The organism is Pseudomonas sp. BGA-UO-ETr-WB11, assembly GCF_059567785.1.
The window spans coordinates 417,208-440,847 of record NZ_JCAQOS010000005.1; the positions used below are offsets into that span (position 1 = coordinate 417,208).

Below are 23,640 nucleotides of genomic sequence, written 5' to 3' on the forward strand. Positions count from 1 at the left end.
ATATGTCGGTTCTGCCGCCGCAGGATGAGGCCGCCGCCAGCCTTGAGGCGCCGGCCAAACCCTGGTTTGTCTACCTGGTGCGGGCCGCTAACGGGGCCTTGTATTGCGGCATCAGCGACGACCCGCAGCGGCGCTTTGCCCAACATCAGCGCGGCAAGGGCGCGCGCTTCTTCTACTCCAGTCCGGCCCGGGCCCTGGTGTATGTCGAGCGTTGCGCCGACAAGCCGGCGGCCCTGCGCGAAGAGCGCGGCATCAAGCAATTGAAGAAGTCCGCCAAGGAAGCCTTGGTGGCCAGTTACCTGGCTATCCAGGCCGCTGATGGCGTGCCATCAGCCTGAGTGGCTAGGCCAGCGCAGGCTGCACGGGTAAGCTGGATTTTTCCCCGCCGCCCGGAGCGCGCCATGCACGAGTTGATTCTGCATCACTACCCGAACTCGCCGTTTGCTGAGAAGGCTCGCCTGTTGCTCGGCTTCAAACAGCTGTCCTGGCATTCGGTATTGATCCCGCCGGTGATGCCCAAACCCGACCTGACCGCCCTCACCGGCGGCTACCGCAAGACCCCGGTGCTGCAGATCGGCGCCGATATTTATTGTGATACGGCGTTGATCGCGCGCCGTCTGGAAGCAGAAAAAGCCACGCCGGCGCTGTTTCCCGAGGGCCAGGAATTCAATGTTGCCAGTGTTGCGCAGTGGGCCGACTCGGTGCTGTTCCAGCATGCGGTGAGCCTGGTGTTCCAGCCCGAGTCGATTGCCGTGCGTTTTGCGGCGCTGCCGCCAGAGGCCGTTAAAGGCTTTATGGCCGACCGTGCTGGCCTGTTCAGCGGCGGCAGTGCCAGCCGCTTGCCGTTGGAGCAGGCGCAGCAGCAATGGCCGACCTTTATGGCGCGGTTGGAGCAGCAGCTGAGCCGCGAGGACGGCGACTTCCTGTTTGGCGAGGCGTCCCTGGCCGACTTTGCCATGGCCCATCCGCTGTGGTTCCTGATGGCCACGCCGGTCACCGCACCGCTGGTGGACGAGTATCCGGCCGTGGCCGCCTGGCTCAAGCGGGTGTTGGGCTTTGGTCATGGTTCGGTGAGCAAGCTGGATGCGGCCGCTGCCATTGAAATCGCGCGCAATGCCACCCCGGCCGCTTTGCCGAACGAGGCCAGTCTCTTGCCCGCGGGCTTCCAACTTGGCCAGCAGGTGGCGATTGCGGCCACTGACTATGGCGTCGATCCGGTGGTTGGCGAGCTGCTGTTTGCCGGTACTGAAGAGCTGATCCTACGTCGTGAAGACGCGCGTGCGGGTGTCGTGCACGTGCACTTCCCGCGGGTCGGCTTTCGTCTCGAAGCCGGCTAAATCGACGCAGTAACACCACACGCCCGGCCTTGCGCCGGGCGTTTTCGTTTTCGCCTGCAGTCGGCGTTGCTGCCTCGCGCTGCAGCTCCCTGTTTATGGCCTGACACCACTCGTCGTTTCGTGGACCAAAGCGGGAAACTTGGGGTATTCCTGACTAAGCTGCTCAACAAATCTGTTGATGTCGGCAACCTGGCGTCAAGTAACGGTTGAATGGGGTGTTGCTGCCCCGGAGGTCCCATGGATGAAGTGCCTGGACCGTCTGCACGCCTGCCTCTGCTGGTGGTGCTGACGCTGCTGGCGGGCCTGGGCGGGCTGGTCAGCTGGCAGTGGTATGCACTGGAAGCACGTGACCGGCAGGTGCAGGAGCAGAGCTTTGCGCTGGCGGTGGATGACATCACCCAGCGTATCAATGACCGCATGGGCGCCTACGAGATGGCCCTGCGCGGCATGTCGGGAGTGTTCGCCAGCAGTCAGCAGGTTTCGCCCGAGGAGTGGCAGCGGGCCGTCGCCCAGCTGCAATTGCAGTCCCGTTATCCAGGCGTTCTGGCGTTGGGCTGGGGCCGCTACCTGGCGGGCCCGCAAGCTGTGACGGGGATGTTCCCCGCAGGCGTGCGCCAGGATTACTTGGTGGTGACCTATATCGCCCCGCCTGAGGACGCGAACTTGCGCGTGCTGGGTTTTGATCTGCTCAGCGAAAGTCGGCGCCGCCAGGCATTTGAGCGGGCCAGCCTCAGTGGTGTAGCCGCGCTTAGCCAGCCCGTACAACTTAAACAGGCCGGTACCCATGAACCGCTGCTGGGCGTGCTTTTGTTTGTGCCGGTTTACCGGCCTCAGCCTGCAGGCACACGTGCGAGCGCATCGTCGACTGAATTGCTCGGCGCCGTATATGGCGCCTTTCGGGTGCCGGAGCTACTGAGCGGCCTGCTTGGTTCGCGCGGGGCGTTGTTCGACCTGGCGCTTAGCGACGAGGGGCAGCCGCTCGACCTGCGCCGCGAATCGCGTCGAGTGCCCCGTTTACAGGTTCAGCGCGAGCTGGAGTTGTTTGGCCGGCGCTGGCAATTGACGGTCAGCAGCACACCGCAATACGAGCAGGGCCTGGATAACCGCAGCCTCAGTTTCAGTCTTTGGGTCGGCTTGCTGGCCGCCGCCTTGTTGGCCTTGCTGGTGGGCGGTTACCTGTACCTGCGCGAGCGGGCGCTGGTCAGTCAGGAACAACTGGACGAGGGCCTGCGCGAGCGCGAAGAGCGCTTTCGCCTGGTGGTTGAAGCCTCGCCCAATGCCATCGTGCTGGTGGACAGTCACGGCCTGATCGCCATGGTCAATCGGCAGACCGAGCAGATGTTTGGCTACGCCCGCGAGCAGATGCTCGGGCAGGCCGTGGAGATGCTCTTACCCGGCGCGTTGCGCAACGCCCATGTGGCGATGCGCCAGGGATTTCAGCAGGCTCCCGAGCCCCGGCGCATGGGCGGCAACCGCGAGCTGTTCGGTCAGCATCAGGAGGGTCGGCTGATTCCGCTGGAGGTGGGCCTGTCGCCCTTGCGCAGCGGTAAGGATGTACTGGTGCAGGCGGTGATCATCGACATTAGCGCTCGTAAGGCGGCCGAAGAGCGCTTTCGCTTGGTGGTCGAAGCATCGCCCAATGCCATCGTGCTGGTGGACAGCCATGGCGTGATCGTCATGGTCAACCGCCAGACCGAGAAGATGTTTGGTTACCCCCGTGATCAGGTGCTCGGCCAGCCGGTTGAAATGCTCCTGCCGGATGCCCTGCGGCACGCCCATGTTGGCTTGCGCCAGGGCTTCCAACGGGCGCCGGAACCCCGGCAGATGGGCGGCAGCCGCGAGTTGTTCGGCCAGCACTGCGAGGGGCGGCTGATTCCGCTGGAAGTGGGACTGTCGCCGTTGCGCAGCGGCGACGATGTGTTGGTGCAGGCGGTGATCATCGATATCAGCGCGCGCAAGGAGGCCGAGCAGCGCCTGCGTGAACAGGCCGAGCAACTGGCGCTGGCCAACCGTTATAAATCGGAATTTCTTGCCAATATGTCCCACGAACTGCGCACGCCGCTCAACAGCATTCTGATCCTCAGTGATCAGTTGAAACAAAATGCTCCCGGCAACCTCAGCGTCAAACAGGTCAAACATGCCGACATCGTGCACAAGGCCGGCAGTGACCTGTTGCAGTTGATCAATGACGTGCTTGACCTGGCCAAGGTTGAGGCCGGGCGCGTGCAGCTCAAGCTGGAGCCGCTGAATGTGCGCGAGATGCTCCACGAGCTGGACGCCAGCATGCGCCCGCAAGCCGAACAGAAGGGCCTGCGCCTGCTCAATCTGGTGGCGGACGACGTGCCCCAGAACATCCTCAGTGACCGCGTGCGCTTGCACCAGATTTTGCGCAACCTGCTGTCCAACGCGCTGAAGTTCACCGATCAGGGCCAGGTTGAATTACAGGTCAGCATTCAGCCTGGCGTGAGCGACAGCGGCCTGACGGTGCTGTGCCTGCGGGTGTGCGACAGCGGTATTGGCATTGCCGCCGATCAGCATGCGCGGATTTTCCAGGCGTTCCAGCAGCTCGACGGCTCCACCAGTCGTCGCTACGGCGGCACCGGCTTGGGCCTGGCCATCACCCGCCAGTTGCTGGAAGCGCTGGGCGGCGATATCCAGCTGCAGAGTCAGCCGGGGCAGGGCTCGCAATTCAGTGTGCGGCTGCCGGTGGAGGTGCTCAGTGAGCAACAGGTGCGGGCTCAACTGGGACAGGTGGCGCCGCTGCTGGCGCTGCCTGCGGAGCGCCGTCGAGCGCCGTTACAAGGCCAGCATGTGCTGTTGGTCGACGATGATGTGCGCAATATATACGCCTTGATGGCCCTGCTCGATGAGTTGGGCCTGCGCGTCACGCCGGCGGCGGACGGCATTGAGGCGCTGGCCTGCTATGGCCGTGACCGCTTTGATTTGATCCTGATGGACATGGCCATGCCCAACATGGATGGCTACACCGCCACCCATCTGCTCAAGCATCAGCATGGTTGCAACATTCCTATTATTGCCATAACGGCCCATGCGATGAAGGGCGACCGGGAAAAGTGCCTGGCCGCCGGTGCAGATGATTACCTGGCCAAGCCGGTGGCGCGCCAGGAGCTGCTTGATCTGCTTTGTCGTTGGCTGAACAGTCCGGGAGGTAATGACCATGCCGGTGCAAACTGAAGCCCCGTGTCAGGCACCCACCTTGCTGGTGGTGGACGATCGTCAGGAAAACCTGGTGGCCATGGAGGCCCTGCTGGAAAACAGCGCCTGGCAGGTGCGTAGCGCCGACTCTGGCGAGGCCGCCTTGCGCTGCCTGCTGGAGAACGAAGTCGAGCTTGTGCTGCTGGATGTGCAGATGCCGGAGATGGATGGCTTCGAAGTGGCGCGCTTGATGCGTGGCACGCCGCGCACCCGTTTCACCCCGATCATCTTCGTTTCGGCCATCGCGCAAACCCAGGATGCCGTGCTTAAAGGCTATGCCAGCGGCGCTGTGGATTTCATCCTCAAACCGTTTGACCCCCAGGTGCTGCGGCACAAGATCCGGGCCTTGCTGGTGCACGAGCAGAGTCGGCGTGAACTGCAGCAATTGACCCTGCAACTGGAACGCGCCCAGGCCTTCAATGCGTCGGTATTGGCCAATGCCGCTGAAGGCATTCTGGTGGTCGACGAGCAGGGTTGCATCCAGTTCGCCAACCCGGCCGTGGCGCAGATGCTTCACGGGGCGGCCGCAGACCTGGAAGGCACGGCGCTGATGTCTTATCTGCAACAGCCCGGCTTGCCGGTGCGCTGGCAGGACAGCGAGTTCTATCGCTACTGGCAACGTGGCGAAACCCGCCGTGTACATGACGTCAGCCTGTACACCTTTACCGGCGAGCTATTGCCGGTGACCTTGTCGTTTTCACCGCTGACGGGCTTGCAACGCTCAATGGTCGTTATCGTTCTGGACATGTCCATCGAGCGTGCCTTGCATGCCCAACTGGCGTCGCAGGCGATTACCGACCCCTTGACCGGCCTGCTTAATCGCCGTGGTTTCAACCAGGCGCTGGAGTCCTTGCTGGCGCGGGTAGTGCGCAGCGGCAAGCGCATCGCCGTGTTGTACCTGGACCTGGACGGCTTCAAGCGGATCAACGACTCCCTCGGCCATGCCGCCGGTGACCAGGTGTTGCAGCACGTGGCCGAACAGCTGCGTGTGTGTCTGCGCCCCTACGACATTCTGGCGCGTGTCGGTGGTGATGAGTTCACCATCCTGCTGGACTCCCTGGTGCACCCGGAGTACGCCGCCAAGATTGCGGAAAAACTGATCCAGATGATTTCCGTGCGCCACCGCGTCGACGGTGTCGAGGTCACTCTGGGCGCGAGCGTCGGCATTGCCAGCTTTCCCGAGTGCGGCCAGGACCTGGAAGGCTTGCTGCGGGCCGCCGACATGGCCATGTATGAAGCCAAACGTGCCGGTCGCCAGCAGTACCGCTTCTTCTCACCGGAGATGAACGGCCGCGCCCGTTCCCGCCTGATGCTGGAAGAGAGCCTGCGCACGGCCATCGAACAGAATGATTTTCAGCTGGTCTACCAGCCGCAGGTTCATTTGCAGACGGGTCGCCTGCGCGGTTTCGAAGCCCTGCTGCGCTGGCAGCGCGCGGGTGTCGGCATGGTATCGCCTGGGCTGTTTATCCCGCTGCTGGAGGAGACCCGGCTGATCAATCGGGTGGGCGACTGGGTCTTTCATACCGGGGTCAGCCAATTCCTCACGTTCCCGCCGGCGTTTCGTGAGCAACAGGTTCTCAGTCTAAATGTCAGTCCGGTGCAGTTCAGCATGCCTTCGCTGCTGGAGGACCTGCGCCGGGTGCTTGAGCTGTATCAGATGGCCCCGTCCCAATTGGAACTGGAAGTCACCGAAAGTGCCTTGATGCACAACCTTGAAAACACCCGCGAGCAGCTGCAGCAACTGCGGCGGTTGGGGGTGCGGGTGGCGATTGATGATTTTGGCACCGGCTACTCATCACTGGCGTACCTGCGCCATTTCGAGTTGGACACGTTGAAGATCGATCGTCTGTTTATTGCCAACATGCTTGAGTCCGAGCGCGATGCGGCGATTGTCAGCAGCATCATCGAACTGGGGCGCAACCTTGGGCTTGAGGTGATTGCCGAAGGGGTAGAAACCCTTGAACAGCGTAACTGGCTGGTTAGCCAGAATTGCGCCGTGATGCAGGGCTTTCTGGTGGCACCAGGCTTGCCCCTGGCTCAAGCGCAGAACTTTCCGTTGACGCTGGACTGGCAGCGCTTGCCTTTCAAATCCACGCCGTAGTGCCCGCTTGAAAGTGCCCTTGGGCATTTTTTAGTGGGCCGAAATGGCGTTTGATGCCCTTCTAGTCAAGGCCAATGGCCAGTATCATCACCCCGCGTCATGGATGAACGCTTGGGTTTTACGCCGTATGCCGTCGGTTACCCAATACCGGATAGGAGTCCTTATGAAAGAACAGCGCCATCTTCCCGCCCTGCGCGCGCACATTGAGCAACTGCTCAATCAGGGCTGGGTCATCACCACCCGTGCCCCCCTCAAGTTACGCAACGGCCGGCAAAGCCTTGTGGTTAGCCACGGCATGCTGATCAGCGAAGGCCTGTTTTAGCGCGCGGCTGCGTAACAACCCGTTCGCACCACACTTCCTACTTCGTCATCTGCACAGTTCAGCACGGCTGCCGCTGCGGACGGTTGTGGTCACGCGCTGCTCGAGCAGACCTCAGGGTGTTTGCGCCGAGCGCACCTTGGGCAACTGGGCGGCCAGTTGGCGGAAGTGTTCGAGGCGTTCGTAACACAGGGTCAGCTCACCGCTTTGGGTGTTGTACCAGGCGTCCGGACTGCCGCAGGTGGTCAGGCGCAAAGTCAGTGGGCGGGGCAGGGCAAAGGTGTCGCTGGCCTTGTTGGCTACAGCTTCCAGCTCGCCACTGGCGCGCACCTTGGCCAGCATGTCGGCACCGTGCTCCAGCTGGCGCGGCGGCTCATCGTAGAGCACCTGAATGCGCTGTCCTGGCGGTGCTCCAACCGGCCGGCGAAAGTGCTGCGCCAGCCAGTCCACCGCGTGCTGCACCTGCTGGTATTCCTGAGGGCAGTAGAACGCTCGCTCGTCCGGTAGGCCGGTGGCGGTGATGATCCACTCCAGATTTTGCGGGTCGCTGCCATAGGCCAGGCAGGCGATGTTGTAGAAGCGCTGGGCGTCGAGGCCATGACTGTCCCAGCTGTAGACCTTTTCCTCGGGCGCTTTTGGCAGCCGCCACTCCAGGCGCCAGTAATCGGCCACGTCCAGCAGCTTGGCGTAGAAGTTGGCGTCGCGTTGCTTGCCCTGCAGCAGAAACAGACCGACAAAGCCAAGCTGGTCGGCCGCATCCTCCTCGCGGCCAAGCACCGGCAACTGCAGTTCATTGATCAGCAGATGACCCATCTCATGCAGCAAGGTGAACTCGGCGTTGGCTGTGACAAAGCGCAACTCGGTAGCTGTCAGATCGCTTTGTTGCACTGGAGCAGCGGCGTTGCAGGCGCTGGTCAGCAGTAACATCAGGGCCAGATACCAAAGCCTCATGGCGGCGGTCTCCTTCACGCGTCGGCGTCGGTCTGCGGCTGCTGACGAAACATCAAGGCCTTGAGACCGCTGGCGGCGCTGATGTCGGGAAACTCGGGCGGGTTCTCCAGGCGCTCGCTGAATATCAGGGTGGGCGCCTCGCGGGCCATGCTCTCGATCAGAAACTCCGGGCCGACGTCCGGGTCGTTGACGCAGGCCAGCACCGTACCTTGCGGCGTCAACAGTTCGGGCAGTTGACGGAGGATGCGCTGGTAATCCTTGCTCAGGGCAAAGCTGCCTTTCTGGAAGGTCGGCGGGTCGATGATCACCAGGCTGTAAGGCCCGCACTTTTTCACCTTGCCCCAGGACTTGAACAGTTCATGGCCGAGGAACGTGACCTGACTGAGGTCGTGCTGATTCAGGCGATGGTTGTCGCGGCCGCGGCTCAGGGCCGCACGGGCCATATCCAGGTTGACCACATGTTCGGCACCACCGGCGATGGCTGCTACGGAGAAGCCACAGGTGTAAGCAAACAGATTGAGTACGCGCAGGCCGCGCGCCTGGGCGTGCACCCACTGGCGGCCGTAGCGCATGTCGAGGAACAGGCCAGTGTTCTGCTTTTGCCCGAGGTCGAGCTTGTAGTGCAGGCCGTTTTCGCTGATCAGGCATTCGTCCACCGCCTCGCCCAGCAGCCATTCGGTGGTGCTTTCCAGCAGGTAGCGGTGTTGCAGCAACAGGCTGTGGGCCTGACTGTGTTGCCAGTTTGCCGTTTGAGTGAAGGCCATCAGCATCTGCTTGAGGGCCGCCAGCTCTTCATCGCTTGGCTGACGAAACAGCGCGACCAACAGCACACCTTGCAGCCAATCGACCGTCAGGTGCTCAAGCCCCGGATAGCAGCGTCCGCGGCCGTGAAACAGTCGGCGGGTTTCCGTGGGGGCGGGTTGCAGGGCGGCCAGCAGGTGCTGGTGCAGAAAGGCGATGGCTGCGGTGTTCATGGGTTCGGTTCGGCGTAAAGGTTATTGGGCATGTGCCGCTGGGAGGTCATCCGGGCGACTTAGTTCTGTTCCAGCTCGGCCAGGCTGAATGGCAGCGGCGGGGTCGGCCACTGTAGGTCGAGGGCTTCAAACTGGCGTGCCAGCAGGCTGGCTAGCAGCAGGTTGCGCAGCCATTTATGGTCAGCGGGCAGCACATACCAAGGTGCACTCGGGCGGTGGCTGCGGGCCAGGGTGTCAGCCCACTCGGCTTGGTACTGGGGGAACTGGCGATGGGCCTGGAGATCGGCGGCGCTCAGTTTCCAGTGCTTGTGCGGCGTGAGGATGCGTTTGCGCAGGCGCTTGAGCTGCTCTTCAGGCGAGATCTGCAGGTAAACCTTGAGCAGGTGAATGTTGTTGGCGCTCAGCTCGTCCTCAAAATCAGCAATCTGTTGCAAGCGCTCATGGCTTTGCGTGACCTGGATAAAGCCGTCGCGCCGGTCGCCGACAATGCCTTCATAGGGGCTGCGATTGAAGATGCCGATGCTGCCCAGCGGCGGCAGGCGCCGCTGGTAACGGGCGAGGAAGTCTTCCTGGCGTTCGGCGGTGCTGGGCAACTGAAAGTTGCTGACGTCCACCCCTTGCGGGTTGAGGCCGCGGAACAGGTGGCGGATGGCGCCGTCCTTGCCCGAGCAGTCCGGGCCTTGCAGCCACAGCAGCAGGGCCTGGCGGCGGTTGGCCCAGAGCAGTTGCTGTTGTTCGTCCAGATACTGCTTGAGCGCCTCGAAACGTTCTTGGCAATCATCCTTGTCCAGGCCGAAGTCGCGGGCCGGATCGCCCGCCAGCGGTGCCGCAACATCGCAGCGGCAACTGTCCAGCAGGGCATCATCGAGGCGCGGCAGCATCAGTCTTTACGACGCTTGAGCTGGTCGCGCAGTTGAGTCGGCAGTTGACGGATGATCAGCATGTCGCGGGCTTCGTCGAACTCGATCTTCGAGCCCAGCAGGTGTGATTCGAAGCTGATCGACAGACCTTCGCCACGGCCGGTAAACCGCTGGAATTGCTGCAAGGTGCGTTTGTCCGCCGGGATTTCTGGCGACAGGCCGTAGTCCTTGTTGCGGATGTGGTCGTAGAAGGCCTGCGGACGTTCTTCGTCGATCAAACCGGAGAGCTCCTGCAAACCGACCGGCTGGCCGATCTTGGCCTGGCTGCTGGCATAGCCGACCAGGGCTTGGGTTTTTTCGCGGGCGGCTTCCTCCGGCAGGTCTTCGCTTTCGACGAAGTCACTGAAGGCTTTCAGCAGGGTGCGGGTTTCTCCGGGGCCGTCGACGCCTTCCTGGCAGCCGATAAAGTCGCGGAAGTATTCCGAGACCTTCTTGCCGTTTTTGCCCTTGATAAAGGAGATGTACTGCTTGGAGTTGGCGTTGTTCTGCCACTCGGAGATGTTGATCCGCGCGGCCAGGTGCAGCTGGCTGAGGTCCAGGTGCTTGGCCGGGGTGACGTCGAGCACCGCATTCACCGCCACGCCTTCGCTGTGGTGCAGCAGGGCGATCGACAGGTAGTCGGTCATGCCTTGCTGGTAGTGGGCAAACAGCACGTGGCCGCCGGTGGACAGGTTGGATTCTTCCATCAGCTTTTGCAGCTGCTCGACTGCCTGGCGGCTGAACGTCGTGAAGTCCTGGCCGCCGTCGAGATAAGTCTTCAACCAGCCGCTGAACGGGTAGACGCTGGATTCCGCATGGAACAGGCCCCAGGCCTTGCCCTGCTTGGCGTTGTAGGTGTCGTTGAGGTCGGCCAGCATGTTCTCGATGGCCTGCGACTCGGCCAGCTCGGTGCTACGGGCATGCAGCACGGCCGGGCTGCCGTCGGGTTTTTTCTCGATCAGGTGGACGATGCAATGACGGATCGGCATGGGTTTTCTCGGCAGCAGGTCGGGGGCGTGGCCCGGATCAGCGCAATCCGGGCCGCAATGGCCAGCAGTTTACCCGAGCTGACGCTGGCGCTGCTGCAATGCCTGCAGGCGTTCGATCACATAACGCAGGTGCACGTGCAGTTGGTACAGCTCGTTGGAGTAGGACAGCGGCACTTCGACCTTGGCCAGCTGCACTTCGAGTTGCTCCAGGCGGCCGATTTCATCCTGCAGACGTTCGGCCGGGGTATCGGCGTTCAGGGTTCGATCAATTTCACGCAGGTATTTGTACCAGCGATAAATCCGCGCGCGGATGCGCCATTGGTAGATCGGGCCGATGGCCTTGGACAGCGGGAACAGCACCATCAACAGCGGGATCAGCAGAATGATGTAGCGGTCGGCCAGGGAGGCGATGCGAAACGGCAGGTGGCGTTGCAGCAGCGGCAGGCCGTCCTTGTAGTAGCGCTCGGCATCCTCGGCCAGCTCGAAGGTCAACGGTCCGGCGTTGGGAAAGGCGCCGGGTGGGTCGAGCAGGCTGCCGGCAGCCATCACCTCGCGGGCGGCATCGAGAAACAACGGTGCCAGGCCTGGATGAAAATCGTCATTGATGACCAAGGTGGCGGCGGGTGCGAGCATAGGCGTGTCCTGGGCCGGGGCGTTGGCCGCCAGGTTGAGCAGGCCTTCACCGACCCGGATGCGGTTGAAGTACGGCAGCCGCGCCGCATAGGCCGCCGCGCGGCGAAAGCCGGCCAGGCGCAGCTCGGGGTGGCTGGCCAGTTGTTGAATCAGCGGGTTCTCCGCCGGGCCGATAAAGAACCCGGCATCCAGCTCGCCGGCCTGCAGCGCGGCCGCTGCTGGAGTGCCGCCGAGCAGTTGCCAGTGCGCCGGGTACTGCGCAGGCGTTATGGCGTTGGCCGTCAGAATCGCCGAGCTGGCCGCCAAGGTGCCGCTGCCTGGGCCGCCCAGGGCCAGGCGCAACGGTTGCAGGTCGGCAATCCGGTCGAGGTCCAGGCCCTGGCGATAGAACAGCCATAAAGGCTCGTGATAGACAGCACCGAGGCTGCGCAAACGCGCACGTTGGTCGGTGGGCAACTGCTGCTCCAGACCGCTTTGCACCAGGGCAATCTGCACCTCACCAGGCTCAGCCAGCAGGCGTTGCAGGTTGTCGCTGGAGCCCGTACTGGTCACCAGGGTCAGCTCGAAGCCCTGCTTGGCCAGGGCGATTTTCAGTTGCTCGGCAAACTGGCGATAACTGCCGCCCTCGAAGCCGGTGGCCATGTGCGCATGCATCGGCGGCGGCGGGGCGACAAAATAAAACAACGCCCCCACCAGCGCGGCAAACACCGGCACCGTCCACAGGTTGGCCAGCAGGATGATTTTCAGGTCTTTTAATGCACGGCGCATGGCAACGTCCTTTCGCGGGCCTTTACCCAAGGATAGGCCGGCCCTGGCACAGAATGAAACCGGTACGGCAGAGCCATGGGGTAACATGCGCCCTGGTTTTTAGCGTCGAATCAGGGACTGCTCCATGCGCATTCTGCACAGCTCCGACTGGCACCTTGGCCAGCACTTTATGGGCAAGACCCGCCAAGTCGAGCATCAGGCGTTTCTCGCCTGGTTGATCGAGCAGGTGCAGGCGCAGCAGGTGGATGCCGTGCTGGTGGCTGGGGATATCTTCGACACCGGCGCGCCGCCCAGTTATGCCCGCGAGCTGTACAACCACTTTATTGTTGAGTTGCGCCAGAGCGGCGCCGAGTTGCTGGTGCTGGGCGGCAACCACGATTCGGTGGCCATGCTCGGCGAGAGCAAGACCTTGCTGGCGCAACTTAATACCCGAGTGATTCCCAGCGTCTGCGCTGAACTGGAGGAACAGGTGCTGGTGCTGCATGACCGCACCGGCCAGCCGGGGGCGATTCTTTGCGCCATTCCGTTCATTCGCCCACGCGATGTGCTGTTCAGCCAGGCCGGCGAGAGCGCACAGACCAAGCAGCAAAACCTGCAGAGCGCGATCCAGCAGCACTATCAGCAGTTGTATGCCTTGGCGTGTGCCAAGCGCGATGCGCTGGGCGGCCAGCTGCCGATTATCGCCACCGGCCACCTGACCACTGTCGGTGCCAGCGCCAGCGAGTCGGTGCGCGAGATTTATGTCGGCAGCCTGGAAGCCTTTCCCACCAGCGCCTTTCCGCCGGCGGCCTATATCGCCCTAGGCCATATTCACCGACCGCAGAAGGTCGGTGGCCTGGAACACATTCGCTATTGCGGTTCACCGATCCCCTTGAGTTTCGATGAGGCCAAACAGCAGAAGGAAGTGCTGCTGGTGGACGTCACCAGTGATGGCTTGCAGCAGGTCACGGCTCTGCCGGTGCCGCGCTTTCAGCCGTTACTGTCGCTGCGCGGCAGCTTGAGCGAACTGCCTGCGGCGATCACCGAAGCCGCCGCGCAAGGCACGCCAGCAACCCCGGTATGGTTGGAAGTGCTGGTCACGGCTGATGACTATCTGAGCGACCTGCAGCCACGGCTGCAGGCTCTGTGCGAAGGCTTGCCGGTTGAGGTGCTGCGCATCCGCCGCGAGCGCGGTACGGCGGTGGCGGGGTTGACCAGTGCCACACGGGAAACCCTGGATGAGCTCAGCGTGAGCGATGTATTCGCTCAGCGCCTGAGCAGCGAAAGCCTGGAGCCCGAGGTGCAGGCGCGCCTGGTGGGCCTGTACCAGCAGGTGGTGGCCGAACTGGCGGAGGCGCCGACATGAAAATCCTCAGCCTGCGCCTGAAAAACCTCAACTCGCTGAAGGGCGAATGGAAGATCGACTTCACCGCCGAGCCGTTCAAGGACAACGGCCTGTTCGCCATCACCGGGCCGACCGGGGCGGGTAAGACCACCCTGCTGGATGCCATCTGCCTGGCCCTGTACCACCGCACGCCGCGCATGGGCACACTGTCGGCGAGCAGCAACGAGTTGCTGACCCGGCACACCGCCGACTGCCTGGCCGAGGTCGAGTTTGCGGTCAAGGACCAGCACTACCGCGCCTTCTGGAGCCAGCGCCGGGCCCGCGACAAGAGCGACGGCGCGCTGCAGGCGCCGAAAGTCGAGCTGGTGCAGATCGATCAGGCCACGGGCGTTGGGCAGATCCTCACCGACAAGCTGAATGAAAAACTCAAATTGACCGAGAGCCTCACTGGGCTGGATTTCGAGCGCTTCACAAAATCCATGTTGCTGGCCCAAGGCGGTTTTGCGGCCTTTTTGGAGGCCAACGCCAACCAGCGCGCCGAGCTGCTGGAGGAGCTGACCGGCACCGATATCTATGGGCAGATTTCCCAGCGAGTGTTCGAGCAGACCCGCGAGGTCAAAGCTGCATTGGATCAGCTTCGGGCCAAGGCTTCTGGGGTCGAGTTACTGAGTGATGAGCAGCGCCACGAGCTGCACAGCGAAGTGCAGAACCTGCTGGCCGACGAGGCAGAGCTGCTCTGTGAACAGCAGCAGTTGCAGGTGCAACGCCAGTGGTGCGAAGACCTGGCCAAGGCGCAAAACCAGCAGCAGGTGGCGCAGCACAATGAGCAGCAGGCGCTTCTGGATCTGGCTGACGCGCAACCGCAGCTTGAACAGCTGCTCGCCAGTGAGCCGGCCAGCAAGTTGCAGCCCCAACATGCGGCCTGGCAGCAGGCGCAAGCAGCGCTTATTCAGGTTGAGCAGCATTTGGCGCACACCAGCGCCGCGCGGCAGCAGGCCGATCAGCAACTATGCCAGCGGCTTTGGCAGGCCAGTCAGTTAAGTCAGCACTTGGCTCAGGCGCGGCAGCGCGAGTTGAGCCAGTTGCAGCAGCAGCGCGAGCAGGTTGCGGCACAGTTGGCCGAGCAGCCCCAGCGTGGTCAGTTAGGCGAGCAGTTGCGCGCCTGGGCAGGCCAGTTTGAGCAGCTGCAACAGTTGGCTGGCGATATCACTGGGCAAACCGCCCAGCAGCAAGCGGGCCAACTACGCCTGCAGCAATTGACCGAGCAACGGGGCGGCCAGCAGCACCAATTAAGCGCCGCCCAGGATCAGTGGCAGCAGGCGCAACAGACGCAAGCGGCCGCCCAGGCGCACCTGGATCGGGTGCAAGGTGCCAGCCATGAAGCTGCCTTGCGTGAGCAGTGGCAGCAGCTACTCAATCAAGGCAATGGTCTGGAACGCCTGGCCGAGCTGGTGCCGTTGCGCCAGCGTCTGGCTCAGCAGGCTGCACAGTTGCAGGCGCAGCTACAAGCTCAAGACGCACAGCTCGCGACCAACGAGCAGACCCTAGGCGCGTTGCGCCAGCAGTACAAAGACCTGGCCCAACAGGTGCTCGACAAGAAAAAACTCCTGGAGCAAGAGCAGCGCATCCAGGCACTGGAGGTCTACCGTGCGCAGTTGCAGCCCCATGAGGCCTGCCCGCTGTGCGGCGCCCATGAGCATCCGGCGGTAGCCGCTTACCAGGCGCTGGATATGTCGGTAACCCAGCAGGCCTTGAGCCTGAAAGAGGCCGAGCTGGAAGCACTGAAAGCGCAGGGCGAAACCCTCAAGACCGAGCAGGCCATCCTCGTCGAGCAGCGCAAGCAGCAAACGCTGCAGTTGCAGCAGTGCGCAGACGAGCGCCACGCGCGCGCCGAGGACTGGCAGCAGCACTGTCAGGCCCTGGGCATGCAGCTCGCCGATGCGCCTGCCCTGACGGCCGCTCGCCAGCAACATGGGGTTGAACTGGCCAGCCTGGAACAGCGCCTGGCCCAGCTCGATGGCTGCAAGGCAGCGCTGGAGGCCGCCCGCAGCCAGTCCCTGGCAGAGGAAAAACGCTACAGCCAGCTGGAACAGCAACAGGCCTTACTGGATAAGGATCAGCTTAATCAGCAACAGGCGCTGGCGGCCATCGACGAACGCCTAGCCCATTTACAGCAGCAACAGCAGCAGCATCGGGTGGCGCTGGAACAGGCTCTGGCGGCCTTGGGGTATGCACTGCCCAGTGATGCCGCCGCCTGGCTGGCCGAACGCGAGCAGGACTGGCACACCTGGCAGCAACAACAGGCGCACCAGCAGGATCTGACTGAGCAGCAGCGCGAGCTGCAGCACGCCGTACAGGCGGCCAGTGAGCAGCAAGCCCTGTGGCAGCAACGCTGGCGTGAGCTGGCCCAGGTCGAGTTGCCGGCCCTGAGCGAGGCGCAGCTAACGCCGTTATCCCTGGCCGAGGTCGAGGCTCAGTATCAGGCGGCGCAGAAGCTGGCCAATGATCTGGCTGTCGAGCAGCAGTTGCGCACCGAACAGTTGGGCCAGGCGCAAGCCAATCAGCAAGAGCAACAGCAGGTCTGGCTGGCGGCGCTGCAGATCAGCCCGTTCGCCAGCGAGGCGGCATTCGCCGCGGCGCTGCTCAGCGACGAACAACAGACCCAATTACGCACCCTCAAGGCGCGCCTGGACAAGATGCTGACCGAGGCACAGGCGCGCAAAACCAGCAGTGAACAGGCCTTGGCCCAGTTGCTGGCGGCGCCGCAGACTCAGCTCGGCCGTGGCCAGTTGGACGAACAGTTGCTCAACCTCAGCCAGCAGAGCAAGGCGCTCAATGAGCGCCAGGGCGAGTTGCGCGCCCAGTTGCAGGGTGATGAGCAGCGCCGCGCCAGTCAGCAGGAACTGTTTGCCGAGATCGCCCGCCAGCAGGCTGACTACGACCTCTGGCAGCAGCTCAACAGCCTGATCGGTTCGGCCGATGGGGCCAAATACCGCAAGTTCGCCCAGGGCCTGACCCTGGATCATCTGGTCCATCTGGCCAACCAACAGCTGCAACGCCTGCATGGCCGCTATCAGTTGGCCCGGCGCGGCAGTGGTGAACTGGAGCTGGAGGTGGTCGATACCTGGCAGGGCGACGTGGCCCGTGACTGCAAGACCTTGTCCGGCGGCGAGAGTTTCCTGGTCAGCCTGGCCCTGGCGTTGGCGCTGTCTGACCTGGTCAGCCACAAGACCAGCATCGACTCGCTGTTTCTCGACGAAGGCTTCGGCACCCTCGATGGCGAAACCCTGGAGGTGGCGCTGGACGCCCTGGATGCCCTCAACGCCAGCGGCAAGATGATCGGCGTGATCAGTCACGTCGAGGCGTTGAAGGAGCGCATCCCGGTGCAACTCAAGGTGCACAAGGGCGTCGGCCTGGGTTATAGCGCGCTGGACAAGCGTTATGCGGTGGTGAGCTCGGCTGGTAATTGAGAATGCGCGAGCGCCTAGGTTTCGGCTGTGGGAGCGGTCTTGACCGCGAACTAGGGATTTTTTGTATCTATGGGTGTATAAATCCCGCCGTTAAATAAAGGCTATTGGCCGGATTTTGTTTGAGTCGGGTGCAGTCCATACACCCGGCTTTCAGCTTTGAGGAGTCAGCATGGGCGCTCAGTGGAAAGTAAAAGGTAAAGAAGCCGCCGCCAACGCACGGGGCAAGATCTTCGGCAAACTGGCGAAAGAAATCGCCATTGCGGCGCGTGCTGGCGCTGATATCGACATGAACCCGCGTCTGCGCCTGGTGGTTGAACAGGCGAAAAAAGCCTCGATGCCGCGCGACACCTTGGAACGGGCGATCAAGAAGGGCGCCGGTCTGCTCGGTGATGCCGTGCATTACGAGCGCCTGACCTATGAAGGCTTCGCCCCGCACCAGGTGCCGGTGATCATCGAGTGCCTGACCGACAACACCAACCGTACCGTGGCGGAAATCCGCGTGCTGTTCCGCAAGGGCCAGCTCGGTGCGACCGGCTCGGTGGCTTGGGACTTCGACCACCTGGGCATGATCGAAGCCAGCCCGACGACTGCCGATGCCGACCCGGAGCTAGCGGCCATCGAAGCCGGTGCCCAGGACTTTGAAGCCAGCGACGAGGGCGCCACCCTGTTTATGACCGAGCCGACTGATCTGGATGCCGTGTGCAAGGCGTTGCCGGAGTTTGGTTTTAGCGTCAACTCGGCGCAGCTGGGCTATCGCTCGAAGAACCCGGTGAGCCTGAGTGGCGCGCAACTGGAAGAAGTCGAGGCGTTCCTCGATGCGCTGAACAACCATGACGACGTGCAGAATATGTACGTGGGCCTGGCTGGCTAAGCAGCACCTCAGCGTCAGGGTTACATCCTCGCGGCCAAGGTCGCTTCTACAGACTGCGACGTGGCATGAGTAGGAGTGACCTTGGCCGCGATGCGTTTGACGGGTGGATAAACAAATTCTGGAAAGGAGTTCAGGCGATGACCTTGCAGCAACTGTTGGCTATCGAGTTACCGATCATTCAGGCGCCGATGGCTGGCGTGCAAGACCATCGCCTGGCGGTGGCGGTCAGCAATGCCGGTGGGCTGGGTTCGCTGCCGGCGGCCATGCTCAGCCTGGAGGTGCTGCGCAGCGAGCTGACGGCCTTGCAGGCGCAGACCGGCAAACCCTACAACGTCAACTTTTTCTGCCATACCCCACCCACTCCGGACGCGACTCGCGAAGCCGCCTGGCGTGCGGCGTTGGCGCCGTATTACGCTGAACTGGATCTTGATCCTGCACAGATTCCGGCCGGCCCCGGGCGCGCGCCGTTCAGTGCCGAAGCCGCCGCGCTGTTGACCGAGTTTCGTCCGCAGGTCGTGAGTTTTCACTTTGGCTTGCCGTCGGCCGAGCTGCTGGCCCAGGTAAAAGGCTGGGGCAGCAAGGTCATCGCGTCCGCCACCACGGTGGCCGAGGCCCTGTGGCTCGAGGCGCATGGCGCGGATGCAGTGATCGCCCAAGGGCTGGAAGCCGGCGGCCATCGCGGGCACTTTCTGTCGATGGATTTGACCGAGCAGGCCGGTTTGTTTGCCTTGCTGCCGCGCATCGTCCAGGCGGTGAGGGTGCCAGTGATCGCTGCCGGCGGCATTGCCGATGCTCAGGGTGTGGCGGCGGCCATGGCCCTGGGGGCCGCAGGTGCACAAGTGGGAACGGCTTATCTGCTGTGCTCGGAAGCCACCACCAGTGCGGTGCACCGTGCCGCACTGCAAAGCCCTGCCGCTGGCCATACGGCGCTGACCACCCTGTTCAGCGGCCGCCCGGCGCGTGGCATCGTCAACCGGGTTATGCGTGAGTTGGGGCCTTTAACGGCACCCACGCCGGAGTTTCCCCTGGCCACCACCGCTATCGCGCCGTTACGGGCCAAGGCCGAGAGCCAGGGCCTTGGTGATTTCTCGCCGCTGTGGAGCGGGCAGAATGCCAGTGGCTGCAAGTCGATAGGGGCGGCGGCGTTGACGCTGGAGTTGGCAGGTCGCTCGTCATTGTTATGACGTTTGTTTTTTTGGCGCCGTTTTATCGCGGTGTCTAGACTGCCTGGCAGACGACCGCGGTATGCCCGCGGTCAATCTGTCGCCATGGAGAAGGAGTCTGCATGCGTCCGGCGTTCAAATGTTTGTTCGCAGTTACGTTGCTGGTGCTGGCTGCGCGAGCCCAGGCCGAGCGCTTACAGGTGGTTGCGGACATCTGGTGCCCCTTCAACTGCCAGCCCGATGCACCTTTGCCGGGGTACATCATTGAGGTCTTGGCGGCCGTCTTTCCCGAAGATCATATCGATTATCAGGTGGTGCCCTGGAGGCGCGCCGTGCTGCAGACGCGCCAGGGCGTGAGCGCGGCGGCGATTGCCGCGACGGCAGAGATGGCGCACGAGGGGCAGTTGCTCATCGGTCAGCAACCGGTGGGGCATGCCTACGATTGCCTCTATGTGGCCTCCAGCAGCACGCTCGCCTACCACGGCCAGGCCGAGGATCTTCGCGGTGTGCAGCGTCTGGGCATCGCCTTGGGTTATGAATATGCCGAAGGTATTGGCGAGTGGTTGGCCAATGAGGAAAACAAGGCAAAGATTTTCGCCGAGTCGGGTGATGAGCCTGCTCGGCGCAACCTACGCAAGCTGGTGCGCGGCGGGTTGGACGGCATGATCGAAGACCGTTCGGTGATGAACTTCCTGCTGCTTGATCCCGCCTATGCCGGGCGCGTGGTTTCGGCCGGCTGCAATCAGGCGGTGCCGCTGTATGTGGCGTTCAGCCCCAAGCGGCCAGGCGCCGATAGCGTGCTTGAACAATTCGACCAGGGCCTGGTGGCGCTGCGTCATTCCGGCCGTTTGGCGCAGATTTTGGGCAAATATGGTGTGACTGATTGGCAGCCCTGAGCTGTGAGCTGTAAACAAAAAAGCCCGCACAACCGTGCGGGCTTTTTTGTTTAGCGGTCAAGCAAGCGGCTAGGGGGTTGCCCCGGTAGTCGCCGTTGCGACGTGCTAGCGGTTTGCTCAGTCGCGGGCTTTGAGGTCTTGCTCAGAAATATGAGGGACAAAGGAGAAGCCGAAGAAGGCGAAGAAGCCGAAGAGTTTCATGGTAAGCACCAGTGGTTTGCTAACTGTTACCGGATAAGCCCGGCGACAAGGGTTTGAACGAGGTTGGCAACCTGTTGTGGGTTGTCGTGTTACCTATCGTACCAGCTTGTCGTGCAAGAAAATGCAGCGGATGTTAAATATTTGCTACATTTTGATGCGATTTTTCGTCGCAGTCAGGCGCTTTATTTATTTTTGCACTGAAAGTGTGCGTTTTTAGGCTTCAACTGTTACGCGGTAACACTGTTCTGTTGCGGTCTTTGGCATTAGCCGTTGAGGCTGCTGCGCAGGGTTAGCCATTTGGGCATGCACCAGTGCCGGTGGATGGCCAGGGCGCGGAAGATAAATGTTACCGCGACCCCTGCCAGGGTAGTCAGGGCTGTTTTGCCGCCGAGGCCCATCAGGCCGATGTAGCAGATGCTGCCGACGATGATGGTGGTGGCGTAGATCTCGCGGCTGAGCAGCAGGTTGGGGCGCTGTGCGAGGACGTCGCGGACCAGACCGCCGCCGATGCCGGTGATGGTGGCCATGACCACCGCCACCGGGGCCGAGAAGTGCAGGGCCAGGGCCTTGTCGATCGATTGCACGCCGAACAGGGCAATGCCGAAGGCGTCTAGGTAGAGGATCAGTGCCCACACGCTTTCATCGCGCAGGTGACGCTCCAGGTAAAAGGCAAAGATCGAGGCGCCAATCGCGATCCACACGTAGTTGAAGTCGAGCACCCAGAACACCTGAGTGCTCAGCAGCAAGTCACGCAAGGTGCCGCCACCCACAGCGGTGATCACGCCGAGGAAGGTCAGGCTGATGATGTCCATGTCTTTACGCGCGGCAGCGAGCACGCCGGCCATGGCGAAGGCGGCGATGGCAGTCATGCCGATCAGGTAGTTAAGGTTGTGCATGGGTAGGGCTCAACGGCGGGGGATTGGTGGCCGTTGAACTCTGGCGCAGTCGTCTGCTGGCTGCAAGCCTTGGCCGCCAGGTAGGGCGGGCCAAGGCGTGCGCGGGGCGGGGTTATTGGCGGTCGATGCGGTACAGAGTGGTGGTGCCGCTGACTTCGTTGCCGACCACCAGCAGAGGGACGCCTGGCAGCGGGCTGCGTTCTGCGGCAATCACCATCACACCTTCCGGGCCGAGGTCGCCTGCTTCGGCGGCGGGTGGTTTGGCGTTGGCATTGCGGTTGCTGACCAGCTCGACGAAGCGCGGGGCTTTAGGTTGACTGAGGTCGTAGACCATCAACGCACTCAGGCGCTCCAGGCCGATGAAGGCATAGGGCTTGCCCCACAGTTCACTGACGGTAACGCCTTCCGGCTCTGGGCCTTTGTCGTCGCTGCGTCCGTCGGGGCTGTTGTCCTTGTGGTTGCTGTTGAACAACGCGGGCAGGCGTGCAGCGCTGATGCGCTCGAACTCACTGCCGCTGTCGTAGACCGGCTTGAGGTCGCTGTTCCAGATTGTGAAGGAGCGCGCGCCGAAGGCGTAGATCGCCTGGTAAGTGCCGGTCGCCGGGTTGAGACCGCTGGCCTTGCTTACGGTCAGGCGCCCGAGGTTGGCGTTTTGCTTGAGGCTGGCAGCGTCCGGAAATTGCGCAGGGTCAAGCAGGTAGGCGGCGCTGCCGAGGCGTACTTCTTCGTTGTAGCCGCTGTAGGCGCGGGCATCGCCTTCGTTGGCGGTCACCAAGTAGGTCTTGCCGTGGTGTTTGAAGTTGCTGATTGCGTCGGGTTGGTAGAGGCCGCGGATCGGCCAGTTGCGGATATTCACCGCGTTGTCCTTGTCGCTGGCGTCCAGTTCGTTACCGCTTAGGCTGTGGTCCTTGTAGCCGAGGCCATGCACCGCCGTGATACGTCCGCGGCGGATGTCCAGTTCGGCGATGGCGTTGTTTTCCTGCAGGGTGATCCAGGCGCGCCGACCGTCTTTGTCGACGCTGATGTATTCCGGCTCCAGGTCCTGGGCCACGCTGGCGTTGGGGCCAAAGATACGCACCGAGGCGTCCAGTTGTGCGCGGTTGAAGCGTCGGAAGTCAGCAGTACGTACGTCACTTTGGCGCAGGCGGCTGAGGCGTGACGGCAGGTCAATGATACTCACTGAGCCTTCCGGGTCCTGCAGGTAGTCGTCACTGGGTTCACCTTCGTTGGCGACCAGAATGTGACGGCCATCGGCGGTGAAAGTGAGCATGTCGGGCAGAGCGCCAACGGTGACGGCACCTTGCACCTGGCCATCGACATTCATCAGCACGACCTTGCCAGGTTCGGTTTTTATCGCGTTCTCCACCGCCGCCGCGACCAGGCCTTTGTGCACCGCGACGCTGTTGATGCCGCTGCCGTAGGCCGACAGGTCGATGCTGAACAGCAGGTTGGGCTGGGCCGGGTTGCGAATGTCCAGCACGTCGATCCGCGCGTTGGCAGCGTTGACCACGAACAGGCGCTGGGAGCGCGCGTCGTGGGCGACGATCTCGGCAGCGCTCTGCTCGAACAGGCCACTCTGGTAGGTGCCGATGGCGGTGAAGGTGAGTGTCTGCGGCTTGCTGGCGGCAACAGCCGGCAAAGCGAACAGCGATGTAAGGGCAATGGCGGAGGCGAGAAGGCAAGGGCGCATGGGGCAATCCTGATTGACGGTTGTCAGCCAAATTGCCTGGCCATGATGGCGATTGTGTGACGCCCTGAAGACCCTTTGTTGACGCTTTTAGGGCGTGCGCGGCGCTTGCTGGTAGTAGCCCCGGTGCAGGTTGTCGAAGTAACGCTGGTAGCGACCGCTGTCGCGGTAGCTTTGCAGGCGGCGATTGAAACGCTCGAGCAATTCCGGGCTGCCCGCCAGGCTTTTCGGCAACATCAGGTAGCTGAGGTTGTTCAGTAGTGGCTTGGGGTGGTGGGTGATGGCTGCGATTTCAGCGACGCTGAACTGGCTGTGCAGGGCGGCGTAGCCGACGTTGAACTCCTGAGGGTAGAGGACGATGCGTTCTTTCAGCAGTTTCTCGAAGTTCTGCCGGTCGCTGGCTACCCGTTCCATCTGTACCTGGCCGCTGGCGAGAAAGTCATCGAAAGCGGCCCCGTAGCTGTATTCCAGGCCGCCGCCGAGGGTCATGCCACTGAGGTCGCTGAACTGCTGCCAGTCGAAGGGCAGGCTCTTGAGGTGGAAGAACACAAACTGCTCGTCGAGCAGGGGCGCGCTGAAGAGGAAGTCGACCTCCCGTTCGCGCTTGTGCATCCACACAGCGCTGGCGTCGAACTTGCCCGCCGCTGCGTCGGCATAGGCCCGTGGCCAGGGCAGAAAGCGGAAGTTGACGCGGTAGCCTTCATCGGCAAACACATCGCTGATCAGGTGGGCAACCACGCCGTCATGCTTGAGCTCACTGGAAAGATAGGGCGGCCAGTCGCCGACACTGATCTGCAGCTCCTGGGGTTCGCTGGCCTGTGCCGTACGGGTGATGAGCAGGCAAAGCAGGCTGGCCAGGCGTATCCAGTTCATCCGGGGTCCTTAGGTTTGTCGAGGAGGGCGGCCCAGGTTGATCAACGGGCATAGTGCAGTAGTAGCACCGAA

18 protein-coding genes are annotated in these 23,640 nt (G+C 62.6%); 10 read left to right on the top strand and 8 right to left on the bottom strand.

The features are described 5' to 3' along the window. Positions 1-2 precede the first annotated feature (2 nt). From AC56DI_RS07310 to AC56DI_RS07330, 5 genes are all read left to right on the top strand, one after another. Positions 3-338, top strand: a complete 336-nt coding sequence (locus tag AC56DI_RS07310) for a GIY-YIG nuclease family protein (RefSeq protein WP_496345559.1) — start codon at positions 3-5, stop codon at positions 336-338. Positions 339-401: 63 nt separating this feature from the next. Next, a complete protein-coding gene (locus AC56DI_RS07315; RefSeq protein WP_496345560.1) occupies positions 402-1,337 on the top strand; it encodes a glutathione S-transferase family protein in 936 nt (311 codons plus the stop codon). 237 nt (positions 1,338-1,574) lie between these two features. Continuing rightward, the gene (locus tag AC56DI_RS07320; protein ID WP_496345561.1) at positions 1,575-4,532 is read left to right on the top strand and encodes a CHASE domain-containing hybrid sensor histidine kinase/response regulator family protein; all 2,958 of its coding nucleotides are present in this window, start codon (positions 1,575-1,577) and stop codon (positions 4,530-4,532) included. After that, positions 4,516-6,654: a putative bifunctional diguanylate cyclase/phosphodiesterase gene (locus tag AC56DI_RS07325; protein WP_496345562.1), complete on the top strand. Its 2,139-nt coding sequence runs from the start codon at positions 4,516-4,518 to the stop codon at positions 6,652-6,654. The genes AC56DI_RS07320 and AC56DI_RS07325 overlap by 17 nt, the downstream gene beginning before the upstream one ends. 163 nt (positions 6,655-6,817) lie before the next feature. After that, positions 6,818-6,976, top strand: a complete 159-nt coding sequence (locus tag AC56DI_RS07330; RefSeq protein ID WP_496345563.1) for a hypothetical protein — start codon at positions 6,818-6,820, stop codon at positions 6,974-6,976. A gap of 111 nt (positions 6,977-7,087) precedes the next feature. Here AC56DI_RS07330 and AC56DI_RS07335 read toward each other — a convergent pair whose 3' ends face one another. The 5 genes from AC56DI_RS07335 to AC56DI_RS07355 all read right to left on the bottom strand — a co-directional run bounded on the left by AC56DI_RS07335 (position 7,088) and on the right by AC56DI_RS07355 (position 12,187). Next, positions 7,088-7,924 (bottom strand): DUF4344 domain-containing metallopeptidase, encoded by an 837-nt coding sequence (locus tag AC56DI_RS07335; RefSeq protein ID WP_496345564.1) that lies wholly within the window; start codon positions 7,922-7,924, stop codon positions 7,088-7,090. Positions 7,925-7,938: 14 nt separating this feature from the next. After that, positions 7,939-8,898, bottom strand: a complete 960-nt coding sequence (locus AC56DI_RS07340) for a class I SAM-dependent methyltransferase (RefSeq protein ID WP_496345565.1) — start codon at positions 8,896-8,898, stop codon at positions 7,939-7,941. Positions 8,899-8,957: 59 nt separating this feature from the next. Beyond that, positions 8,958-9,779: a PPK2 family polyphosphate kinase gene (locus tag AC56DI_RS07345; RefSeq protein ID WP_496345566.1), complete on the bottom strand. Its 822-nt coding sequence runs from the start codon at positions 9,777-9,779 to the stop codon at positions 8,958-8,960. Continuing rightward, a complete protein-coding gene (gene yejK / locus AC56DI_RS07350) occupies positions 9,779-10,786 on the bottom strand; it encodes a nucleoid-associated protein YejK (RefSeq protein ID WP_496345567.1) in 1,008 nt (335 codons plus the stop codon). Before yejK ends, AC56DI_RS07345 begins: the two co-directional genes overlap by 1 nt. Before the next feature lie 69 nt (positions 10,787-10,855). Next, positions 10,856-12,187, bottom strand: coding sequence for a TAXI family TRAP transporter solute-binding subunit (locus tag AC56DI_RS07355; protein WP_496345568.1), 1,332 nt, complete (start codon positions 12,185-12,187; stop codon positions 10,856-10,858). Positions 12,188-12,311: 124 nt separating this feature from the next. On the opposite strand from AC56DI_RS07355, the gene sbcD reads away from it, so the two are divergent. The 5 genes from sbcD (at position 12,312) to AC56DI_RS07380 (ending at position 19,911) form a co-directional block, all read left to right on the top strand. After that, positions 12,312-13,532, top strand: a complete 1,221-nt coding sequence (gene sbcD, locus AC56DI_RS07360; RefSeq protein ID WP_496345569.1) for an exonuclease subunit SbcD — start codon at positions 12,312-12,314, stop codon at positions 13,530-13,532. Next, positions 13,529-16,981: an SbcC/MukB-like Walker B domain-containing protein gene (locus AC56DI_RS07365; RefSeq protein WP_496345570.1), complete on the top strand. Its 3,453-nt coding sequence runs from the start codon at positions 13,529-13,531 to the stop codon at positions 16,979-16,981. Before sbcD ends, AC56DI_RS07365 begins: the two co-directional genes overlap by 4 nt. 169 nt (positions 16,982-17,150) lie before the next feature. Next, positions 17,151-17,852 (top strand): YebC/PmpR family DNA-binding transcriptional regulator, encoded by a 702-nt coding sequence (locus AC56DI_RS07370; protein ID WP_496345571.1) that lies wholly within the window; start codon positions 17,151-17,153, stop codon positions 17,850-17,852. A gap of 137 nt (positions 17,853-17,989) precedes the next feature. Continuing rightward, the gene (locus tag AC56DI_RS07375) at positions 17,990-19,036 is read left to right on the top strand and encodes an NAD(P)H-dependent flavin oxidoreductase (protein ID WP_496345572.1); all 1,047 of its coding nucleotides are present in this window, start codon (positions 17,990-17,992) and stop codon (positions 19,034-19,036) included. 101 nt (positions 19,037-19,137) lie between these two features. Beyond that, entirely contained in the window at positions 19,138-19,911 is a 774-nt protein-coding gene (locus tag AC56DI_RS07380) for a transporter substrate-binding domain-containing protein (protein WP_496345573.1), read from the top strand. 464 nt (positions 19,912-20,375) lie between these two features. On the opposite strand, the gene AC56DI_RS07385 is transcribed toward AC56DI_RS07380, so the two are convergent. From AC56DI_RS07385 to AC56DI_RS07395, 3 genes are all read right to left on the bottom strand, one after another. Continuing rightward, positions 20,376-21,008, bottom strand: a complete 633-nt coding sequence (locus AC56DI_RS07385) for a trimeric intracellular cation channel family protein (protein WP_496345574.1) — start codon at positions 21,006-21,008, stop codon at positions 20,376-20,378. A gap of 112 nt (positions 21,009-21,120) precedes the next feature. Next, positions 21,121-22,698 (bottom strand): choice-of-anchor I family protein, encoded by a 1,578-nt coding sequence (locus AC56DI_RS07390; RefSeq protein WP_496345575.1) that lies wholly within the window; start codon positions 22,696-22,698, stop codon positions 21,121-21,123. 87 nt (positions 22,699-22,785) lie between these two features. Beyond that, on the bottom strand, positions 22,786-23,568 hold the full coding sequence (locus AC56DI_RS07395; protein WP_496345576.1) for a substrate-binding periplasmic protein: 783 nt from the start codon (positions 23,566-23,568) through the stop codon (positions 22,786-22,788). Positions 23,569-23,640: the final 72 nt, after the last annotated feature.

What these genes read in the sequence shown, in the direction of transcription:
- AC56DI_RS07310 (WP_496345559.1), top strand. Translation starts at nt 3, where the DNA reads ATGTCGGTTCTGCCGCCGCAGGATGAGGCCGCCGCCAGCCTTGAGGCG.
- AC56DI_RS07315 (WP_496345560.1), top strand. Translation starts at nt 402, where the DNA reads ATGCACGAGTTGATTCTGCATCACTACCCGAACTCGCCGTTTGCTGAG.
- AC56DI_RS07320 (WP_496345561.1), top strand. Translation starts at nt 1,575, where the DNA reads ATGGATGAAGTGCCTGGACCGTCTGCACGCCTGCCTCTGCTGGTGGTG.
- AC56DI_RS07325 (WP_496345562.1), top strand. Translation starts at nt 4,516, where the DNA reads ATGCCGGTGCAAACTGAAGCCCCGTGTCAGGCACCCACCTTGCTGGTG.
- AC56DI_RS07330 (WP_496345563.1), top strand. Translation starts at nt 6,818, where the DNA reads ATGAAAGAACAGCGCCATCTTCCCGCCCTGCGCGCGCACATTGAGCAA.
- AC56DI_RS07335 (WP_496345564.1), bottom strand. Translation starts at nt 7,924, where the DNA reads ATGAGGCTTTGGTATCTGGCCCTGATGTTACTGCTGACCAGCGCCTGC.
- AC56DI_RS07340 (WP_496345565.1), bottom strand. Translation starts at nt 8,898, where the DNA reads ATGAACACCGCAGCCATCGCCTTTCTGCACCAGCACCTGCTGGCCGCC.
- AC56DI_RS07345 (WP_496345566.1), bottom strand. Translation starts at nt 9,779, where the DNA reads ATGCTGCCGCGCCTCGATGATGCCCTGCTGGACAGTTGCCGCTGCGAT.
- yejK (WP_496345567.1), bottom strand. Translation starts at nt 10,786, where the DNA reads ATGCCGATCCGTCATTGCATCGTCCACCTGATCGAGAAAAAACCCGAC.
- AC56DI_RS07355 (WP_496345568.1), bottom strand. Translation starts at nt 12,187, where the DNA reads ATGCGCCGTGCATTAAAAGACCTGAAAATCATCCTGCTGGCCAACCTG.
- sbcD (WP_496345569.1), top strand. Translation starts at nt 12,312, where the DNA reads ATGCGCATTCTGCACAGCTCCGACTGGCACCTTGGCCAGCACTTTATG.
- AC56DI_RS07365 (WP_496345570.1), top strand. Translation starts at nt 13,529, where the DNA reads ATGAAAATCCTCAGCCTGCGCCTGAAAAACCTCAACTCGCTGAAGGGC.
- AC56DI_RS07370 (WP_496345571.1), top strand. Translation starts at nt 17,151, where the DNA reads ATGGGCGCTCAGTGGAAAGTAAAAGGTAAAGAAGCCGCCGCCAACGCA.
- AC56DI_RS07375 (WP_496345572.1), top strand. Translation starts at nt 17,990, where the DNA reads ATGACCTTGCAGCAACTGTTGGCTATCGAGTTACCGATCATTCAGGCG.
- AC56DI_RS07380 (WP_496345573.1), top strand. Translation starts at nt 19,138, where the DNA reads ATGCGTCCGGCGTTCAAATGTTTGTTCGCAGTTACGTTGCTGGTGCTG.
- AC56DI_RS07385 (WP_496345574.1), bottom strand. Translation starts at nt 21,008, where the DNA reads ATGCACAACCTTAACTACCTGATCGGCATGACTGCCATCGCCGCCTTC.
- AC56DI_RS07390 (WP_496345575.1), bottom strand. Translation starts at nt 22,698, where the DNA reads ATGCGCCCTTGCCTTCTCGCCTCCGCCATTGCCCTTACATCGCTGTTC.
- AC56DI_RS07395 (WP_496345576.1), bottom strand. Translation starts at nt 23,568, where the DNA reads ATGAACTGGATACGCCTGGCCAGCCTGCTTTGCCTGCTCATCACCCGT.